This window comes from Bradyrhizobium sp. CCGB01, from assembly GCF_024199795.1.
In the GTDB taxonomy this organism is placed as follows: domain Bacteria; phylum Pseudomonadota; class Alphaproteobacteria; order Rhizobiales; family Xanthobacteraceae; genus Bradyrhizobium.
The window spans coordinates 5,752,387-5,769,690 of record NZ_JANADK010000001.1; the positions used below are offsets into that span (position 1 = coordinate 5,752,387).

The 17,304-nt window shown below is 65.8% G+C and carries 16 protein-coding genes; 8 read left to right on the forward strand and 8 right to left on the reverse strand.

All coding sequences use genetic code 11. The features are described from left to right. The first annotated feature begins 59 nt into the window (after nucleotides 1–59). Nucleotides 60–773, forward strand: a complete 714-nt coding sequence (locus NLM25_RS26710; RefSeq protein WP_254138968.1) for a DNA helicase — start codon at nucleotides 60–62, stop codon at nucleotides 771–773. Between the two features lie 42 nt (nucleotides 774–815). Here the strand turns inward: NLM25_RS26710 and NLM25_RS26715 are convergent, their stop codons facing one another. Beyond that, on the reverse strand, nucleotides 816–1,238 hold the full coding sequence (locus NLM25_RS26715) for a 4-oxalocrotonate tautomerase family protein (protein ID WP_254138969.1): 423 nt from the start codon (nucleotides 1,236–1,238) through the stop codon (nucleotides 816–818). A 113-nt stretch (nucleotides 1,239–1,351) separates the two neighbouring features. On the opposite strand from NLM25_RS26715, the gene NLM25_RS26720 reads away from it, so the two are divergent. Beyond that, entirely contained in the window at nucleotides 1,352–2,203 is an 852-nt protein-coding gene (locus NLM25_RS26720) for a LysR family transcriptional regulator (protein ID WP_254138970.1), read from the forward strand. Between the two features lie 12 nt (nucleotides 2,204–2,215). Here the strand turns inward: NLM25_RS26720 and NLM25_RS26725 are convergent, their stop codons facing one another. Genes NLM25_RS26725 through NLM25_RS26735 form a run of 3 tightly spaced genes read right to left on the reverse strand, consistent with a single transcriptional unit; the run spans nucleotide 2,216 to nucleotide 4,888 of the window. After that, a complete protein-coding gene (locus tag NLM25_RS26725) occupies nucleotides 2,216–3,652 on the reverse strand; it encodes a TIGR01777 family oxidoreductase (RefSeq protein WP_254138971.1) in 1,437 nt (478 codons plus the stop codon). Further along, on the reverse strand, nucleotides 3,649–4,314 hold the full coding sequence (locus tag NLM25_RS26730) for a DUF4166 domain-containing protein (protein WP_254120337.1): 666 nt from the start codon (nucleotides 4,312–4,314) through the stop codon (nucleotides 3,649–3,651). The genes NLM25_RS26725 and NLM25_RS26730 overlap by 4 nt, the downstream gene beginning before the upstream one ends. Nucleotides 4,315–4,330: 16 nt before the next feature. After that, nucleotides 4,331–4,888, reverse strand: a complete 558-nt coding sequence (locus tag NLM25_RS26735) for a GbsR/MarR family transcriptional regulator (RefSeq protein ID WP_212486519.1) — start codon at nucleotides 4,886–4,888, stop codon at nucleotides 4,331–4,333. Between the two features lie 151 nt (nucleotides 4,889–5,039). Here NLM25_RS26735 and NLM25_RS26740 point away from each other — a divergent pair, with 151 nt between their 5' ends. Then, complete coding sequence (locus NLM25_RS26740; protein WP_254138972.1) at nucleotides 5,040–6,560, forward strand: PAS domain-containing sensor histidine kinase; 1,521 nt, start codon at nucleotides 5,040–5,042, stop codon at nucleotides 6,558–6,560. A gap of 51 nt (nucleotides 6,561–6,611) precedes the next feature. Here NLM25_RS26740 and NLM25_RS26745 read toward each other — a convergent pair whose 3' ends face one another. From NLM25_RS26745 to NLM25_RS26760, 4 genes are all read right to left on the reverse strand, one after another. After that, complete coding sequence (locus tag NLM25_RS26745) at nucleotides 6,612–6,911, reverse strand: acylphosphatase (RefSeq protein ID WP_254120339.1); 300 nt, start codon at nucleotides 6,909–6,911, stop codon at nucleotides 6,612–6,614. Next, entirely contained in the window at nucleotides 6,908–7,774 is an 867-nt protein-coding gene (locus NLM25_RS26750) for an oxaloacetate decarboxylase (RefSeq protein ID WP_254138973.1), read from the reverse strand. The genes NLM25_RS26745 and NLM25_RS26750 overlap by 4 nt, the downstream gene beginning before the upstream one ends. Before the next feature lie 147 nt (nucleotides 7,775–7,921). Beyond that, nucleotides 7,922–9,937 carry an acetyl/propionyl/methylcrotonyl-CoA carboxylase subunit alpha gene (locus NLM25_RS26755; RefSeq protein ID WP_254138974.1) on the reverse strand — a complete coding sequence of 672 codons (2,016 nt, stop codon included), beginning with the start codon at nucleotides 9,935–9,937 and terminating at the stop codon, nucleotides 7,922–7,924. A 176-nt stretch (nucleotides 9,938–10,113) separates the two neighbouring features. After that, nucleotides 10,114–11,184: a putative zinc-binding metallopeptidase gene (locus NLM25_RS26760; protein WP_254138975.1), complete on the reverse strand. Its 1,071-nt coding sequence runs from the start codon at nucleotides 11,182–11,184 to the stop codon at nucleotides 10,114–10,116. 211 nt (nucleotides 11,185–11,395) lie between these two features. Between NLM25_RS26760 and NLM25_RS26765 the strand changes: the two genes are divergently transcribed. The 5 genes from NLM25_RS26765 to NLM25_RS26785 all read left to right on the forward strand — a co-directional run bounded on the left by NLM25_RS26765 (nucleotide 11,396) and on the right by NLM25_RS26785 (nucleotide 17,277). Continuing rightward, complete coding sequence (locus tag NLM25_RS26765; protein WP_254138976.1) at nucleotides 11,396–13,873, forward strand: PAS domain S-box protein; 2,478 nt, start codon at nucleotides 11,396–11,398, stop codon at nucleotides 13,871–13,873. 11 nt (nucleotides 13,874–13,884) lie between these two features. Continuing rightward, a complete protein-coding gene (locus NLM25_RS26770) occupies nucleotides 13,885–14,325 on the forward strand; it encodes an EamA family transporter (RefSeq protein WP_254120344.1) in 441 nt (146 codons plus the stop codon). A gap of 58 nt (nucleotides 14,326–14,383) precedes the next feature. Beyond that, complete coding sequence (locus NLM25_RS26775) at nucleotides 14,384–15,703, forward strand: MFS transporter (RefSeq protein WP_254138977.1); 1,320 nt, start codon at nucleotides 14,384–14,386, stop codon at nucleotides 15,701–15,703. Beyond that, a complete protein-coding gene (locus NLM25_RS26780; RefSeq protein WP_254138978.1) occupies nucleotides 15,693–16,943 on the forward strand; it encodes an arsenic transporter in 1,251 nt (416 codons plus the stop codon). Before NLM25_RS26775 ends, NLM25_RS26780 begins: the two co-directional genes overlap by 11 nt. Nucleotides 16,944–17,040: 97 nt before the next feature. Then, nucleotides 17,041–17,277, forward strand: a complete 237-nt coding sequence (locus NLM25_RS26785; protein WP_254138979.1) for a hypothetical protein — start codon at nucleotides 17,041–17,043, stop codon at nucleotides 17,275–17,277. Nucleotides 17,278–17,304: the final 27 nt, after the last annotated feature.

Below are 17,304 nucleotides of genomic sequence, written 5' to 3' on the forward strand. Positions count from 1 at the left end.
TTCGAGCGCCAGGCATAAGGAGGGATTGCGCTTTCTGCTCGCAATGGGAGGTTCTCTCCGTGAAGTTGTCTGCGCCGATCTATCATCTGAAGCGTAAGGCGAAGCGCTTGTCGCGCGAGGAAGGCATTCCGCTGCACGATGCGCTCGACCGCATTGCTGCGAGCGAAGGGTTTTCCGCCTGGAGCATGCTGGCGGCAAAGGCCGCCGCACTGACGCCGGCCAACAGGCTGTTTCCACAATTCCAACCGGGGGACTTGGTGCTGGTCGGGGCGCGCCCTGGCCAAGGCAAGACCTTGATGAGCCTCGAACTCGCCGTCGAGGCCATGAAGTCGGGCCGCCGCGCCGCGTTCTTCTCGCTCGAATATACCGAAAAGGACGTCCTGAACCGCTTGCGGGCGATCGGTGCGAACCCCGCGCAATTCCGCGGACTCTTCGAGGTCGATTGCTCCGACGTCATCTGCGCCGATTACGTTGTCAAGCAAATGGCCGCAGCCCCTCGCGGTACGGTCGTGGTGATCGACTATCTGCAACTGCTCGACCAGAGGCGGGAAAACCCTGATCTGACCGTTCAGGTTCGCGCGCTGAAATCCTTCGCGCGCGACAAGGGGCTGATCGTCGTCTTCATCTCGCAAATCGACCGGTCCTATGATCCCGCCGTCAAGCCCTGCCCTGATCTCGGCGATGTCAGGCTGCCGAATCCGCTGGATCTAAAACTGTTCGACAAGACGTGCTTCCTGAACAATTCCGAGGTTCAGTTCCGCGCGGCGAGCTGACGATCAGGCCGCGGGCGAGATGCCTCACCCGCGGCTGTCATCTCACGCCGCCTTGAGCGGCACCTCGAGCTTGCCGGCGATGTAGCGCCGCTCCTGGGTCAGGCCGCCAAAGCCGTAGGCGTCGCCCTTGACCTCGTCGACATGCAGGTAGGTCTCCGGATGCAGCGGGCCCAGGATCTCGGCCATGCGCTTGAACATCGCGGCGAGATAGGCGGCCTTCTCGTCCTTGGTGTTGGTGCCTTCGCTGACGTGGATGTCGATCCAGTAGCTGGCGAGCTTCTGCTCGGCGAGCGACTTGCCGCCGGCGAACCAGTCATCGGCGTCCACGGACTTGACGATGATGGCGGTCACCTTGGGATCCTTGTGCAGGATTTTTGCAGTGAGCTCGGACACGGCGCTCGCAATGTCGGCCTTCAGCGACGGCGACCGGCGGGACGAGGTGTAGGACACGGTGATCAGGGGCATGGTGGTTCTCCTCAAGATGCTGCGCAGGTCTTGCACGGCGTTGGTGAGAAACTAGACCTCCCCTCGTCATTTTGGTATCTTATCTCTATTGATACCAGTGATAAGCATGCGTAATGACACCAATCCTCGACATCGCCACCGTCCAGGCCTTCCTGCTGGTCGCCGACCTCCAGAGCTTTACCCGCGCCGCCGAAGCGCTCGGCACGACGCAGGCGGCGGTCAGCCTAAAGCTACAGCGGCTGGAGACATTGCTCGGCAAGCGCCTCGTCGAGCGCTCGCCGCGCGCCGTCCGGCTCACCGCCGAAGGCGCCAGCTTCCTCGATCGCGCCCGCGCGCTGATGACGGCGCATGACCGCGCGCTGTCAGGTGAGGCACCAGCCGCGCAGTCGCTCTCGCTCGGCATCTCCGACCACGCGGCAGGCCCCGAGCTGGTGCCGTTGCTCGAACGTCTGCACGCGATGTCGTCGAACCTCACGCTGGCCGTCACCATCGGCTTCTCGCGCGAGATGCAGGATGCCTATGACGCGGGCGAGCTCGATGCGGTGATCGTCCGTCAGGAAGGCAGCCGCCGCGGCGGCGAGAAGCTGACCGAGGACGAGTTCGGCTGGTTCGCATCGCGACGCTTCACGCTGCCGAAAGGTGAAGCGCTGCCGCTCGCAACACTAGCCCCGCCCTGCGGTGTCCGCGCCGTCGCCGTGCGCGCGCTGGACAAGGCCGGCACCGCCTGGCGCGAGCGCTTTGTCGGCGGTGGCGTGACCGCGGTGGTCGCGGCCGCCCTTGCAGGCCTGGCTGTGGCGCCACTGGCGCGGCGGATTGCTCCGGCAGGACTTATCGACATCGGACCCGCGCACAAGCTGCCAAAACTCGGCAGCTCGAAGGTGATGCTGCATTCGAAGGTCAGCGATCCCGCAAAGCTCGCAGCGCTCCGCGCGGTCGCGGCGACATTCCGGAGCGTGGCGGGTTGATGCCGCGAACGCTCACAGGATCGCCTCGAATGCGCTGCGCAGCGTCTCGTGCCGAAACACAAAACCGCGGCTCAGCGCCTTGTTCGGCAGCACGCGCTGACCGCCGAGCAGGAGTTCGTCGGCAAAGCCGCCGCCGATCCGGCGCAACAGGCCACCGGGGATGCGAAACACTGCGGGCCGGTGCAGACGGCGGCCGAGCTCCTCGGTGAATTTTGCGTTGGTGACGGGGATCGGCGCGGTGGCGTTGACGGGGCCGGCGAGATCGGGCGTCGCCATCACATAGGCGATCAGCCTGATGAGATCGTCGCGCTCGATCCAGGACATCCACTGCCGCCCGGTGCCGATGGGGCCGCCGAGGCCGAATTCGAACGGCGTCAGCATGCGCGTAATGAAGCCGCCCTCGGTGCCGAGCACGAGGCCGATGCGCAAATTGACGACGCGGACGCCAAGCTCCTCCGCGGCCCGTGCCGCCTTCTCCCAGGCCGCGCAAAGCTCGTGACTGAAGCAGGCGTGAGACTTGGCCGACTCCGTCAACACCTGGTCGGCCCACAGGCCGTACCAGCCGATCGCGGAGCCGCTGACGAGCACGTCCGGCTTTTGGTCGAGCCGCGCGATCAGCTTGACGACCTCACCGGTCATGTCGATGCGCGAGCCGATGATCTTCGCGCGCTTCGCCTCGGTCCACAGGCCGTTGCCGATCGGCTCGCCCGCGAGGTTGACGATGGCGTCGATTGGCGTATCCGAAGCGAGCTGGTCGAGACTGGTGATCAGCGTGACCGGCGGCGGCAACATCTCGGCCTTGGCAGGATTGCGAATCAGCGCGATGACGTGGTGCCCTGTCCCGCTGAGGCTCGCAGCAAGACGGCTGCCGATGAAGCCAGTCGCGCCGGTGATTAGCACGGTCTTGCGACTGGTGAGCTTTTCGACGAGCCCGGCGGCGGGAACGCTACGCATGCGGCCGAGACGGCGCATCGCGGCAAAATCCCTGATGCCGCAGAGCGCAGCACCGACCGCGCAGGCGGTTGCGGCGATGCTGAGCAGGCCTTGATACACGACCGTCACGCCGAAGGGCCGCATCGCCCAGTCGATCAGCACCGGCAGCAGCAGCACCAGGATGGCGCCGTAGTTGATCGCAAGCAGCGTGTGATTGATCCGCTCGCTCGGCGGCAGCTTCCGACTCAAATCCTCCTCGACGAAATCCATCAGCGTGATGACGATCTCGGCGACCAGCACCGCGACGATCAAGAGCGCCAACACGCCGTAGACCTCGAGCCAGCCGAGCAGCAGGAATAGCAGCGCATAAAGCATGTTGCGGGTGCCGTGCAGCTTCAATTCGAAACGCTGCGACGGGCGCCACGCGAGGCGCTCGGTGAATTCGTGGTGATAGAAAGTGTCGAACACACCCATCACGATCTGGATGGCGATGAGCGTCCACAGTAGCGGGGTCATGACACGGCCTCCCTGAACACGGCGGACTGGTGGATCAGCGCGCCGTAACGCGGATGAATGACGTCGAGAGTGAAGCGAAACGCACCCTCGCCGAGGTCGCGATGCGTCACCGTGAGATCGCCGGGCGTGAGCCATTGCGGCAGTGGGATCCAGAGGCGCCCGAGCTGCAGCCCGTAGCCGGCGCTGCGGAAAGTGAGCGTCTCGCCTTCGACCGCGATGCGGAGCGCCATGGACACGCCGAAGCCGACATATTCCTCCAGCCCGGTCGGACCGGCGAAGCGCTTGGCCGAGTGGATGACCTGCGGAAAGCCACGCTTGCGCGCGCAGATGCGGGTCCAGGTCTGGCCGCCGGTCGCACCGTCCTCGGTGACAGTGACGATCATCGGCACGCCGGTGTCGCGCCCCGTGGGTAGCGGCCCGCCGATCAGCCGCGCGATTTGCGCGAACCACCAGCCGATGTCGCTGAAGGCTAACTCGTCGACCACGCCGACATAGACGACGCTGTCGCCATCGGCGACGCGCTTGGAAAAGCGCCGCCAGGTCGCGAGCGGCAGTCGGCCCCAATCCTCGTCCGACAGCAGCGAACGGAAGCGGCGATCGTCGAGCAGTTTGGTGTGAGTGGAGGGAGATGCGCTGGAGCCTGATAATCGAGCCGACGTCATCGTACCCTCCTCAGAACTATTTGGCCTTGCCCAGCGGCAGCAGGTTGGCGATCTTCTCGCCAAGCCGCATCAAGGCGACCAGCCGCGGCCGCGGCACCTTCAGCATCTGCATGAACCAGTGGTCGGCGAGCTCGGTGAAGGCGAGCATCTCCTTCAGCCGTTTGCTCGCGACCGGATTGATGGTCGGATCGTCGGCGGCATCGGACACGCAGGCCCGGAGCGCTGTGATCGCCGGGTCGAGCTCGCGCTCCTTGCGGCGCGCCGCGATCCTCGCTGCGACCTCCCAAATGTCGGTCTCGGCCTCGTAATGATCGCGGCGGTCGCCGAGGATCGGCACCCGCCGGATCAAGTTCCAGGCGAGCAGCTCCTTCAGCGAATTGGAGACGTTGGAGCGCGCCATGCCGAGCGTGTCGGCGATGTCCTCGGCCGTCATCGGAGCCTCGGCGAGATAGAGCAGCCCGTGGATCTGGCTGACCGAGCGATTGACGCCCCACCCGTCCCCCATGTCGCCCCAATGCAGGATGAAGCGCTCGACGGCGGCAGGCAATTTCTTCTTTCCGGTTATTTCTGTCATAACAGAAATATCTGATGAATGCGACTGACTGTCAAGAGCGCCCGGCCGCTTGCGCCCTGCATACCGTCCGTCATATTTGCCTAAAAACATCCCAGAGAACGGGAACCAAACGCCCTTCGGCGCGTTTGCCCCGGTTCCAGGCGGGTTGAGAATGGCGACAAAGTCCAGTCAACAGAGAGACTTGTTCGAAAGCGAGCGCAGTTTTCGGCTGTTGGTGGAAGGAGTCGCGGATTACGCACTCTACATGCTCGATCCCACCGGGATCATCACGAGCTGGAATATCGGCGGCGAGCGGATCAAGGGCTACGCGCCCGAAGAGATCCTCGGCCAGCATTTCTCGCGCTTCTACACCGAGACCGACCGCGCCAACGGCAAGCCCGCGCGTGCCCTCGGCATTGCGCGGGACCACGGCCGCTACGAGGAGGAAGGCTGGCGCGTCCGCAAGGATGGCACGTTCTTCTGGGCGAGCGTCATCATCGATCCGATCTACGAGCACGGTAGCCTGGTCGGCTTCGCCAAGATCACTCGCGACATCACCGAGCGGCGCAATTCGCAGCTCAAGCTCGAAGCGATGCAGAGGCAGCTTGCGGAGTCGCAGAAATTCGATGCGCTCGGACAGCTTACCGGCGGCGTCGCGCACGACTTCAACAACCTGTTGATGATCATCAGCGGCAGCCTTCACATCCTGAAGAAGGGCGACGACGACGAGGCCAAGCTTCAGCGCGCGATGTCAGCGATCGAGACGGCAACCAAGCGTGGCGCCGCACTGACCAGCCAGCTCCTGACCTTCGCGCGGCGGCAGAGCGTCAATCCCCAGGCGATCCGCTTCGGCGACCGCATCGAGGCGATCCGTGAAGTGCTTCAAGCCGGCGTCGGCAGCGCCGTTCATCTCGCCTTCGACATCGACCGCGAGGTCTGGTCGGTCAAGGCCGATGTCTCCGAGCTCGAGACGGGATTGCTCAATCTCGTCATCAACGCTCGCGATGCCATGCCCGACGGCGGCACGGTGACGGTCGGCGCAGGCAACGTCGTCCTGGACGATCCGCTCCATGCCGGCGAGTTCGTCGCCATCACGGTCGCCGATACCGGGATTGGCATCCCCTCCGACGTCGTCGACAAGATCTTCGAGCCGTTCTTCACGACCAAACCCGTCGGAAAAGGCACCGGCCTCGGCCTGTCGCAGGTGCACGGCTTCGCGCATCAGGCGGGCGGCACGGTCAAGGTCGCAAGCGAACTCGGCAAGGGCACGACATTCACCATCCTGCTGCCGCGCGAAACCGGGGCCCCGGCGAGCGAGCCGCCTGAGACAGTTCCCGTTCTCGGCACCGGCACAGTGCTGCTGGTCGAGGACAATCCCGACGTCGCGATCGTCAGCATCGGGCTGCTGGAGCAACTCGGCTATCGCGTGCGCCGGGTTGCCGACGCCGAGTCCGCATTGCGCGAGCTCGAGAAGAACGGCGTCGACTTCGTGTTCACCGACATCGTGATGCCCGGCAAGATGGACGGGCTCGGCCTTGCCCATCATCTGCGCCAGATCCGCCCTGGCCTGCCGATCCTGCTCGCCACCGGCTACAGCGAAGCCGCCGCCGACGTCCGCGGCGTTTTCCCGATCCTGCGCAAGCCCTACGAGATCCACGAACTGAGCGAGGCGATCTCGAAGCTGCCGCGGTGAAGCTGGCTTCTTCGCCACTCCCCGCGTGCGAGAAGAGCGAACGCAGCTCACCTACACCGTCGGCAACACCGAAAACACATCCCCCGCCCTGCGCAGGTTCAATTCATCCTCACTGGCGGTCTCGCTCGTGACGCTGTCCACGCGCGAGGACGGCGGGCCGTGGCGGCAGAGCGCGACCATGTCGGCGACATGCTTGGGTGCGCCCGCGAACAAAGCCTCCACGCTGCCGTCGCGGCGGTTGCGAACCCAGCCTTCGAGGCCGCTCGCCGTCGCCTGATACTCGACCCAGGCCCGATAGCCGACGCCCTGAACGCGCCCGCGGATCATGACCTGGAGAATCGCCCGACTCATGTTTTCAGTCCGAGAAAGTCGGCGCCGCGCGCCTTGACGTCGGCCTCGCGCATGACGCGCTTGGTCAAGTCAGACGATGGGAGTCCTTTGAGGTTCTTCGGTGGCATGCCCTCACGCAACGCCTTCTGCGTGTCGTAGACGGCCTGCGTTGCAGCCGCGATCGGCGCGTGGCCCTGGAGCGCGATGCGCACACGCTGGCTGGCGAGATAGTCGGTGGCGTTCAAGTCGTCCGGCGCACCGCCGAGCACGATCGGCAGATGCGTAGCGGATACGATCGCCTCGAGCTCCGCGCGCGACTTGATGCCGGTGAAGAACAGCGCATCGACACCGGTCGCCTCATAGGCCCTGGCGCGGCGGATCGCATCCTCGATGGAGGTGACGGAGGCAGCTCCGGTGCGGCCCATGATAACGAGCGAGGGATCGCCGCGGCCATCGAGCGCCGCCTTCATCTTGCCGACGCCCTCTTCCAGCGAGATCAGCTGCGTCTTCGCCTCGCCAAAGGCGGCCGGCAGCAGCGTGTCCTCAATGGTGAGGCCGGCAGCACCCGCGGTCTCCAGCTCCTGCACCGTGCGGCGCACGTTGAGCGCATTGCCATAGCCGTGATCGGCATCGACCAGCACCGGGAGCACTGCCGCGCGCGACATCCGCCGCATCTGCTCGGCGAGCTCGGTGAGCGTGATCAGCGTGATATCGGGGTCGCCGAGCACCGCGAGCGAGGCCACCGAGCCGCCGAACATGCCGAGTGGAAAGCCGAGATCCTCGGCGATGCGGATGGAGATCGCGTCATAGACCGAGCCGGGATGAACGCAGGCCGAGCCCGTCAGGATCGATCGCAGTTTTTCGCGGCGGGAACGAAAGGCCATGGTGCCTCACTCTCAATTCCTCATCCTGAGGAGCGCGCTCTTGCGCGCGTCTCGAAGGATGAAGGCCCGACTGGTGGCCTCGCCCTTCGAGACACCGCGCAGGCGCGGCTCCTCAGGGTGAGGGTCGACTGTTGTGCCCTGGAGCGCTTACGCAAACTCCAGAATCAGCGCGTCCACCGCGAGCGTCGCGCCCGCGCTGGCGTGGACCTTCTTCACGGTGCCGTCCTGCTCGGCGCGCAGCACGTTCTGCATCTTCATGGCTTCGACCACCGCCAGCGTCTCGCCGGCCTTGACCTCCTGCCCTTCGGTCACCGCGATCGAGACCACGAGGCCGGGCATCGGACAAAGCAGCTTCTTGCCGGTGTCGGAAGCCGTAGTCACCGGCATCAGCCGCGCGGAGGTCGCTTCCGTTTCGGTCCAGACATAGACCGGCACTTCTACGCCTTGATGCGCGAGACGGATGCCGTTGGCGACAGGGCGTGCCTGCACCGCGACGAAATGGCCGTCGATGGTGCCCTGCCAGACCGGATCACCCGGCTTCCACGGCGACTGCAGCAGATGCGCGGTGCCGGCCTTGCCTTCGGCATCGATGAAGCGGATCGCGATGGCATCGCTCTCGCGTCCGACCTCGAGCAGGATCTCCTGGCGGTCGAGCCAGACCGCACGGCGGCGCTCGCGCTGCACGACGCGGCCGCCCATCTGGCCCGAGATCTGCCGCTTGCGCTCGCCGAGCACGTGATCGATGGCGGCGCCGACCGCGGCGATCCGCCGCGCGACCTCGCCTTCGGGCACGCGCACCGCAAAGCCCTTGGGGAATTCCTCGGCGATGAAGCCGGTCGAGAGCCGTCCCTCACGCCAGCGCGGATGGTGCATCAGCGCCGACAGGAACGGGATGTTGTGGCGGATACCCTCGACATAGAACGAGTCCAGCGCGGTGGCCTGCGCCTCGATCGCGGCCGCGCGCGAGGGCGCATGCGTGACGAGCTTGGCGATCATCGGATCGTAATGGATCGAGATCTCGCCGCCCTCCTGCACGCCGGTATCGTTGCGCACGGTGATGCCGTCCTGGCTCGCTTCGGCCGGCGGGCGGTACTTCACGAGGCGCCCGATCGAGGGCAGGAAATTGCGGAACGGGTCTTCGGCGTAGAGACGCGATTCCACCGCCCAGCCGGTCAGCGTGACGTCCTTCTGGCTGATCGCCAGCTTCTCGCCGGCGGCGACGCGGAGCATCTGCTCGACGAGGTCGATGCCGGTGACAAGCTCGGTGACGGGATGCTCGACCTGGAGACGCGTGTTCATCTCCAGGAAGAAGAAGCTCTTGTCCTGGCCCGCGACGAATTCGACGGTGCCGGCGGAATCGTAGTTCACCGCCTTGGCGAGTGCGACTGCCTGCTCGCCCATCTTGCGGCGGGTGGCCTCGTCGAGCAGCGGCGACGGCGCCTCCTCGATGACCTTCTGGTTGCGGCGCTGGATCGAGCATTCGCGCTCGCCGAGATAGATCACGTTGCCGTGCTTGTCGCCCAGCACCTGGATCTCGATGTGGCGGGGGTCGACGATGAACTTCTCGACGAAGACGCGGTCGTCGCCGAACGAGGCCTTGGCCTCGGCCTTGGCGAGGTTGAAGCCCTCGGCAACTTCGGCCTTGGAATGCGCGATGCGCATGCCCTTGCCGCCGCCGCCGGCAGAGGCCTTGATCATCACGGGATAGCCGATCTCGTCGGCGATCCTGACCGCGTGCTTGTCGTCCTCGATGACGCCGAGATAGCCGGGCACGGTCGAGACCTTGGCCTTGGCGGCGGCCTTCTTGGACTCGATCTTGTCGCCCATCGCGGCGATCGCGCCCGGGTTCGGGCCGATGAAGACGATGCCGGCGGCCTCCAGCGCGCGCGGAAACGCCTCGCGCTCGGACAGGAAGCCGTAGCCGGGATGCACGGCCTCGGCGCCGGTCTTGCGGCAAGCCTCCACGATCTTCTCGATCACCAGATAGCTCTCGGCGGCTGCCGGCGGGCCGATCAGCACGGCCTCGTCGGCCATCTCGACATGGAGGGCATCGCGGTCGGCCTCAGAATAGACCGCAACCGTCTGAATTCCCATGCGGCGAGCGGTCTTGATGACCCGGCAGGCGATTTCGCCGCGATTGGCGATCAGAATGCGTTTGAACATGCTTTTCTTGAGTCTCGACCTTGGGCGGGACCCTTCCCCTGGCCGTTGGGGCCTGCGGGGACGGGCCGTGTGGCCCCCGTGGTACATCAAAATGGGCCGGAGGCAACGGTCTAAATCCGCGTCCTCTGGCGTACCAGCGCAAGACCGAAACCGGCCTGGTGAGCCCTTGAGCGGACCTACGGCTTCGCGGCCCGGGCCACGTCCCGGACCAGGCCGTGAATGAAGCCCAGCTTGCCGACCACCGCCGGAGACAGGATGAAGGGATAGAGGTCGCGCAGCCCCATGGCGCGGTTGACGCTGTTCATGGCGAAGGTGAAGGGCAGCCATGCGTTGACGAGCGCCTCGACGTTCCTCGTCTCATAGGGGTTGAAACGGATGCGCGCCGTCAATTCCCCGTCGCGGTCGACCTTGGGGCGCACCTCCATGCCGAACTCGGAGGCCATCTCCAGGGTATCGACGATGTGGAGGTAGTGCGCCCAGGTCTCGGCGAAGTCTTCCCAGGGATGCGTGGTCGCGTAGGCCGAGACGTAGTTCTGCTGCCAGTCCGGCGGCGCGCCTTCGGCATAATGGAGCTGCAAGGCCTGGCCGTAATCGGCGGAATCATCGCCGAACACCGCGCGGCATTCCTCCAGCCTGTCGCCGTCGCGCACCAGCACATCCCAGAAATAGTGGCCGACCTCGTGGCGGAAATGCCCGAGCAGCGTGCGGTAGGGCTCGCCCATCTCGAGCCTGCGCCGCTCGCGTTCGATGTCGTCGGTCTCGGTCAGCGCGATCGTGATCAGGCCGTTGTCGTGGCCGGTCATGATCCTCTGCCCGCTGTTCGGATCGTCGGCGAGGAAATTGAAGATCAGCCCATGTTCAGGATTTTCCTGCCGCGTCTGGAGCGGCAGCTTCCAGCGGATCAGGGAATAGAACAGCCGGTGTTTCGCCACCTCCAGCTCGCGCCAGCCGGCGAGCTGAACCGGATCGGACAGATCAGGCACGATGCCGTTGTGGCGGCAGGCGCGGCAATAGCCGGTGGTATCGCCCGCATCCGTCAGCCAGTTGCAGGCATCGTACTCGGCGTTGCGGCAGAGCATCCGACGCTTGCCCTTGTCGGCGAGCGTGGCCCAGGCCTCGCCATCGGGCTCGATCGCCGACATCGTCTCCCTCTCCGGCAGGAATGCGACCCGGTGGCCGCAGCGTTCGCAGGCGCGGTTCTCGAAATAGAGGACGTTGCCGCAGTCCTGGCAGACAAAGAGCTTCAAGATTTAGCCTCTTCGGGAAGGGAGTTTTATCAATAAGAGTTGTGGCGCCTCGCAGATACGCGCGCGGAGGGCTCATCGTTCCAATATTCGGAACAAATAGCCAGACCCGGCGTTCGTTCACATCCACACCGGATCGGTGGCGCCTTTCCATTCTTATCCCCTTTTGAGCAATGGCTATCACGCTTTGTCTGTGTGAATATCGGCCCGGCACGTGCGCTCTCGCATCACAACGGCCGACACCTTGAACGATCCTCTGCCCGAGACCACCGCCGCCGAAAGGCTGCGCCAGCACCTCGAAGACATCGCGCGCGAGCGCGACGATGCCTACCGCGCGCTCCAGGAGCGCGAGGCGGAGCTGGCGCGCATCCAGCGCATCGGCAAGGTCGGCGGCCTCGAGGTCGACTTCCGCCAGGGCTTCAAGAACCGCCGCTCGCCGGAATATCTGATGATCCACGGGCTGCCGGCGGAAGCCGCCGACGAGACGCACGAGGACTGGGTCAACCGCATCCATCCCGAGGACCGCGACGCCGCGGTCAAGCATTTCTTCGATGCGCTGGCCGGCACGAGCGAAGACTATACAGCCGAGTACCGCATTATCCGCCCCAGCGACGGCGAGACCCGCTGGATCCGCGTCGTCGCCAAGCTCGAACGCGACACCGACGGCCGCGCCATCCGCCTCGTGGGCGCCCATATCGACGTCACGGCCCAGGCGCTCGCGCGCGAGACCCTGCGCGAGAGCGAGGAGCGTTTCCGGCTGATCGCCGACAGCGCGCCGGTGCCGATCTGGGTCACAAAGCTCGACCGCACGCGTTCCTTCGCCAACCAGGCTTATGTCGACTTCGTCGGCCTGCCCTACGACCAGGCCATCGCCTTCGACTGGCGCAAGGTGCTGCATCCCGAGGACCTGCCGCATGTGCTCCAGCAATCGGTCCAGGGCGAAGCTTCGCTCAAACCGTTCGTGCTGGAGGCACGCTACAAGGACGCATCCGGTCAATGGCGCTGGCTGCGCTCGGAATCGCAACCGCGCTGGGACCCGACCGGCAAGCATATCGGCTTCATCGGCGTCGCCCACGACATCACCGTCGCCAAGCAGGCCGAGATCGAGCTGCGGCAACTCAACGAGACGCTGGAAGAGCGCATCGTGGAGCGCACCGCCCAGCTCGAATCCAACGAGGCGCGGCTACGCGCCATCCTGGAGACCAGCAACCAGTATCAGGGTCTGGTCAACCTCGAGGGCGAATTGCTCTATGCCAACAAGACCGCGCTCGACGGCATCAAGGCCAGCCCTGCGGACGTGATCGGCAAGCCATTCTGGGACACGCCCTGGTTCACCGGCACCCACGGCATGAGCGCAACCGTGCGCGAGGCCTTCGACACCGTGCTCAGAGGCGAAGCGGTGCGGCTGGAGATGCGCCTGCGCCTGCCCATCGGCGAGCGCGATTTCGACTTCGGCATGCGTCCCGTGCTCGACCGCCACGGTAACATCACCGGCGCGGTACCCGAGGCCGTCGACATCACCGAGCGCCGTCGCGGCGAGGAAGCGCTGCGGCAATCGCAGAAGATGGAGGCGATCGGCCAGCTCACCGGCGGCGTCGCACATGACTTCAACAACCTGCTCACCATCATCCGCTCCGCGACCGACTTCCTGCGCCGCCGCGAGCTGCCGGAAGAACGCCGCCGCCGCTATGTCGACGCCATTTCCGACACCGTGGAGCGCGCCTCCAAGCTCACCGCACAGCTTCTGGCCTTTGCGCGCAGGCAGCCGCTGAAACCGCAGATCTTCAACGTCGGCAGCCAGGTCGAGGGCGTGGCGCAACTGATCCGGCCGCTGGTCGGCGGCCGCATCGAGATCGGCGTCGAGGTGAACGATGCCGACTGCTTCACGGTGGCCGACATCGCGCAGTTTGAGAGCGCGCTGATCAACCTCGCCATCAACGCCCGCGACGCCATGGACGGTGAAGGCCGCCTCACCATCGCCGTGCGCAAGGTCGCGGGCATCCCCGGCTTGCGCGCGCAGTCGGCGCGTGGCGGCGACTATGTCGCGATCTCGGTCGCGGACACCGGCAGCGGCATCGCGCCTGAGAACATCGACGCCATCTTCGAGCCGTTCTTCACCACCAAGGAAGTCGGCAAGGGTACCGGCCTCGGCCTCAGCCAGGCCTTCGGCTTCGCCAAGCAGTCCGAGGGCGACATCGCGGTGACCAGCATGCACGGCGAAGGCGCGACCTTCACCATCTACCTGCCGCAGGCGCACAGTCCTGCCGCGGAGAAGGACGCTGCGGCACTGACCAGCGAAGCCGCGACCACGGGGCGCGGCTATCGCGTGCTTGTGGTCGAGGACAATGACGATGTCGGCCAGTTCTCGACCGAACTGCTGGAGGACCTCGGCTACGTCGTCCGCCGCGTCGCCAACGCCAATGCGGCGCTCGCCATCCTCGGCGAGAACGAATTCTCCGTCGACCTCGTCTTCTCCGACGTCATCATGCCCGGGATGAACGGCGTCGAGCTCGCCGGCATCATCCGCGAGCGCTATCCGGGCCTGCCCGTCGTGCTCACCTCCGGCTACAGCAACGTCCTCGCGGAAAATGCGCATCGCGGGTTCGAACTGATCCAGAAGCCGTATTCGGTGGAGTCGCTGTCGCGCATTTTGCGCAAGGCGATCACGGAGAAGCTGTCGGTGGCGCGCTAAAGAGAGACTCCATGAAACCCGCCCTCTTTTCCGCCTGGCAGACCTGGGCGCTCCTCTCCGCCTGCTTCGCGGCGCTGACGGCGATCTTCGCCAAGGTCGGCGTCGAGAACATCAATCCGGATCTCGCCACCTTCATCCGCACCATCGTGGTGCTGCTCGCGTTCTCGGTGCTGCTGTTCTTCACCGGCCAATTCGCCGTCCCGTCGGCGGTCTCGCCGAAGACATGGACGTTCCTGGTGCTGTCGGGGCTTGCGACCGGCGCCTCATGGCTCTGTTACTTTCGCGCGTTGAAGCTCGGCCCCGCCACGCTGGTGGCGCCGATCGACAAGCTCAGCGTCGTGCTGGTCGCTCTCTTCGCCTTCGCCTTTCTCGGCGAGCGGCCGACCGCGCAAGGCTGGCTTGGCATCGCCATGATCGGCGCCGGCGCAGTGCTGCTGGCCGTAAAATTCTAGGACGGAACAAAGGCTGCGTGAGATCGGTTTCTGTTCCCAGCCATGATCGGGGAGAGCGATGTCGAGCGAAAATCCCGATCAGGCAAGGCGTGCCGGCCGCGCGCTGGATGCGGCGAATTTCTTCCTCGCCGACGTCCGCGACGGGCTCGGCCCCTATCTCGCCGTCTATCTCCTCACCGAGCAGCACTGGGACGAGGCGCGCATCGGCCTCGTGATGTCGATCGCGACCATTGCCGGCATCGTGGCGCAGACGCCGGCCGGCGCGCTGGTCGACGCGACCCGGGCGAAGCGGCTGGTGATGGTCATCGCAGCGATCATGGTCACGCTCGCCTCGCTGTCGCTGCCACTGTTTCCGGGGTTTTTGCCCGTCGCAATCTCGCAAGGGATCGCGCAGGCCGCCGCCGTGGTCTTTCCACCGGCGATCGCCGCCGTCTCGCTCGGCATCTTCGGCCATGCCGCGTTCACCCGGCGGATCGGCCGCAACGAGACTTTCAATCACGCCGGCAACGCGGTCGCGGCGGCTCTCGCCGGCCTCTCGGCCTACTGGTTCGGCCCGACCGTCGTGTTCTACCTTCTCGGGGCCATGGCGATTGCGAGCCTCGTCAGCATCCTCGCGATCCCCGCCCGCGCCATCGACCATGACCTCGCCCGCGGCCTGCACGAGGCCGATGCGGGCCTTCAGCGCGAGCAGCCCTCGGGTCTCGCGGTGCTGTTGACCTGCCGCCCGCTGCTCGTCTTCGCGATCTGCGTCCTGCTCTTCCATCTTTCCAACGCTGCCATGCTGCCGCTGGTCGGGCAAAAGCTCGCGCTCCAGGACAGGAACATGGGCACCAGCCTGATGTCGGCCTGCATCGTCGCCGCGCAAATCGTGATGGTGCCGTTCGCCATGCTGGTCGGGGCCAGGGCCGACCGCTGGGGGCACAAGCGCTTCTTCCTCGCCGCGCTGTTGATCCTGCCGCTTCGGGGGGCGCTCTATACGCTCTCCGACAATCCGTTCTGGCTGGTCGGGGTCCAGCTGCTCGACGGCGTCGGCGCCGGCATCTTTGGTGCGATCTTCCCCGTCATCGTCGCCGACCTCATGCGCAACACCGGCCGCTTCAACGTGGCGCAAGGTGCTGTCATCACCGCGCAGAGCATTGGCGCCGCGCTGTCGACGACACTGGCCGGCCTCGTCGTGGTCGGCGCCGGCTATAGCGCAGCGTTCATGACACTCGGCGCCGTGGCCGCGATCGGCGCCGTCGTCTGCATCGTCGCTTTGCCCGAGACGCGGCAAGGCGAAGATAGCGATCCGCGCCCTCGGGGGAAGACAGAGGCGCCGGCTTCCGCTATCGCTGCCGAACAAACCCGTTCCATTTCGAGGACTGAACGTGCCGTCTAACGCCATCTGGGCCTGGAGCATCATCGCCGCCGCGACCGGAGGCGTCATCATCCGGCCCTTTCGCCTGCCCGAGGCGATCTGGGCCCTGGTCGGCGCCGGCTCCCTGGTGTTGCTCGGGTTCCTGCCGTGGCAGGATGCGCTCACAGGCATCGAGAAAGGCATCGACGTCTACCTCTTCCTGATCGGCATGATGCTGATCGCCGAGCTTGCCCGGCTCGAAGGCCTGTTCGACTATCTCGCAGCGCTTGCGGTCGAATATGCGGGTGGCTCGCCGCAACGGCTGTTCCTGCTGATCTACATCGTCGGTACGATCGTCACCGTGCTGCTCTCCAACGACGCCACCGCCATCGTGCTCACGCCCGCCGTCTATGCCGCAACGCGCGCGGCCGGCGCGAAGCCGCTGCCCTATCTCTTCGTCTGTGCCTTCATCGCCAACGCCGCAAGCTTCGTGCTGCCGATCTCCAACCCGGCCAATCTCGTCGTGTTCGGCGCGCGCATGCCGCACTTGACGGAATGGCTGCGCCTGTTCGCCCTGCCCTCGGCGGCCTCGATCCTGCTGACCTACATCGTGCTGCGCCTGACCCTGCACCGCGCGCTGAAGGAGGAGACGATCGCGCGCAGCGTGCCGCATCCAGAGCTCGGCCGCGGCGGCAAGCTGACCGCGGTGGGTATCGTGGCGATCGGCGTCGTGCTGGTCACGGCCTCCGCGCTCGACAAGCAGCTGGGCCTGCCGACTTTCATCTGCGGCGTGGTGACGGCCGCCTTCGTCCTGCTGATCAGCCGGCAATCGCCGCTGCCGGTGCTGCGCGGCGTGTCCTGGAGCGTGCTGCCGCTGGTCGGCGGGCTCTTCGTGATGGTGGAAGCGCTGATCAAGACCGGCGTGATCGGCCACCTCAGTGCGCTGCTGCATCAGGCGGTCGCTCAATCCGTGACGAACGCCGCCTGGAGCGTCGGCATTGCCACCGCGATCGCCGACAACATCGCCAACAATTTGCCCGTCGGCCTCGTCGCAGGCTCGGTCGCGGCCAGCGATCACCTGCCCGCCCCCGTCGTCAGCGCCATCCTGATCGGCGTCGATCTCGGGCCCAATCTGTCGGTAACAGGCTCGCTCGCCACCATCCTCTGGCTGGTCGCGCTGCGGCGGGAGAAGATCGAGGTCGGCGCCTGGCCGTTCCTCAAGCTGGGCCTGCTGGTGACGCCACCAGCCTTGATCGGAGCGCTCGCGGCTGCGATCTGGTAATCGCGCGCAATTTGCGGCGCATCAATGTCGTCGCCAAAGCCGGACCTATCCTTCACCTTGTCGCGCGTCCCCATACGGCGCGGCACGGAGGTCCATCATGAAGATTCAGTCCAAGGCATTGCCGCAGAGCTTTTCCCTGCGCCGCTCGTTTCAGGGCTTCAAAGCCCCGGGCGAAGGGCGAGCCGAGGCATCGCACCCGCTGCTGATTTACTCGGCTGTCGTGTTGCTGGCCCTGTTCGCGATCGTGGAGATCGACCTGCACAGCGCCCAGCTTCAGGCGATCGGCCTGCTCGGCCATGGGATCGAGATCGATCCCGTCTTCCTGAGCCCCTAGCCGCTCGTGCGGCCCATCCCAAGGACG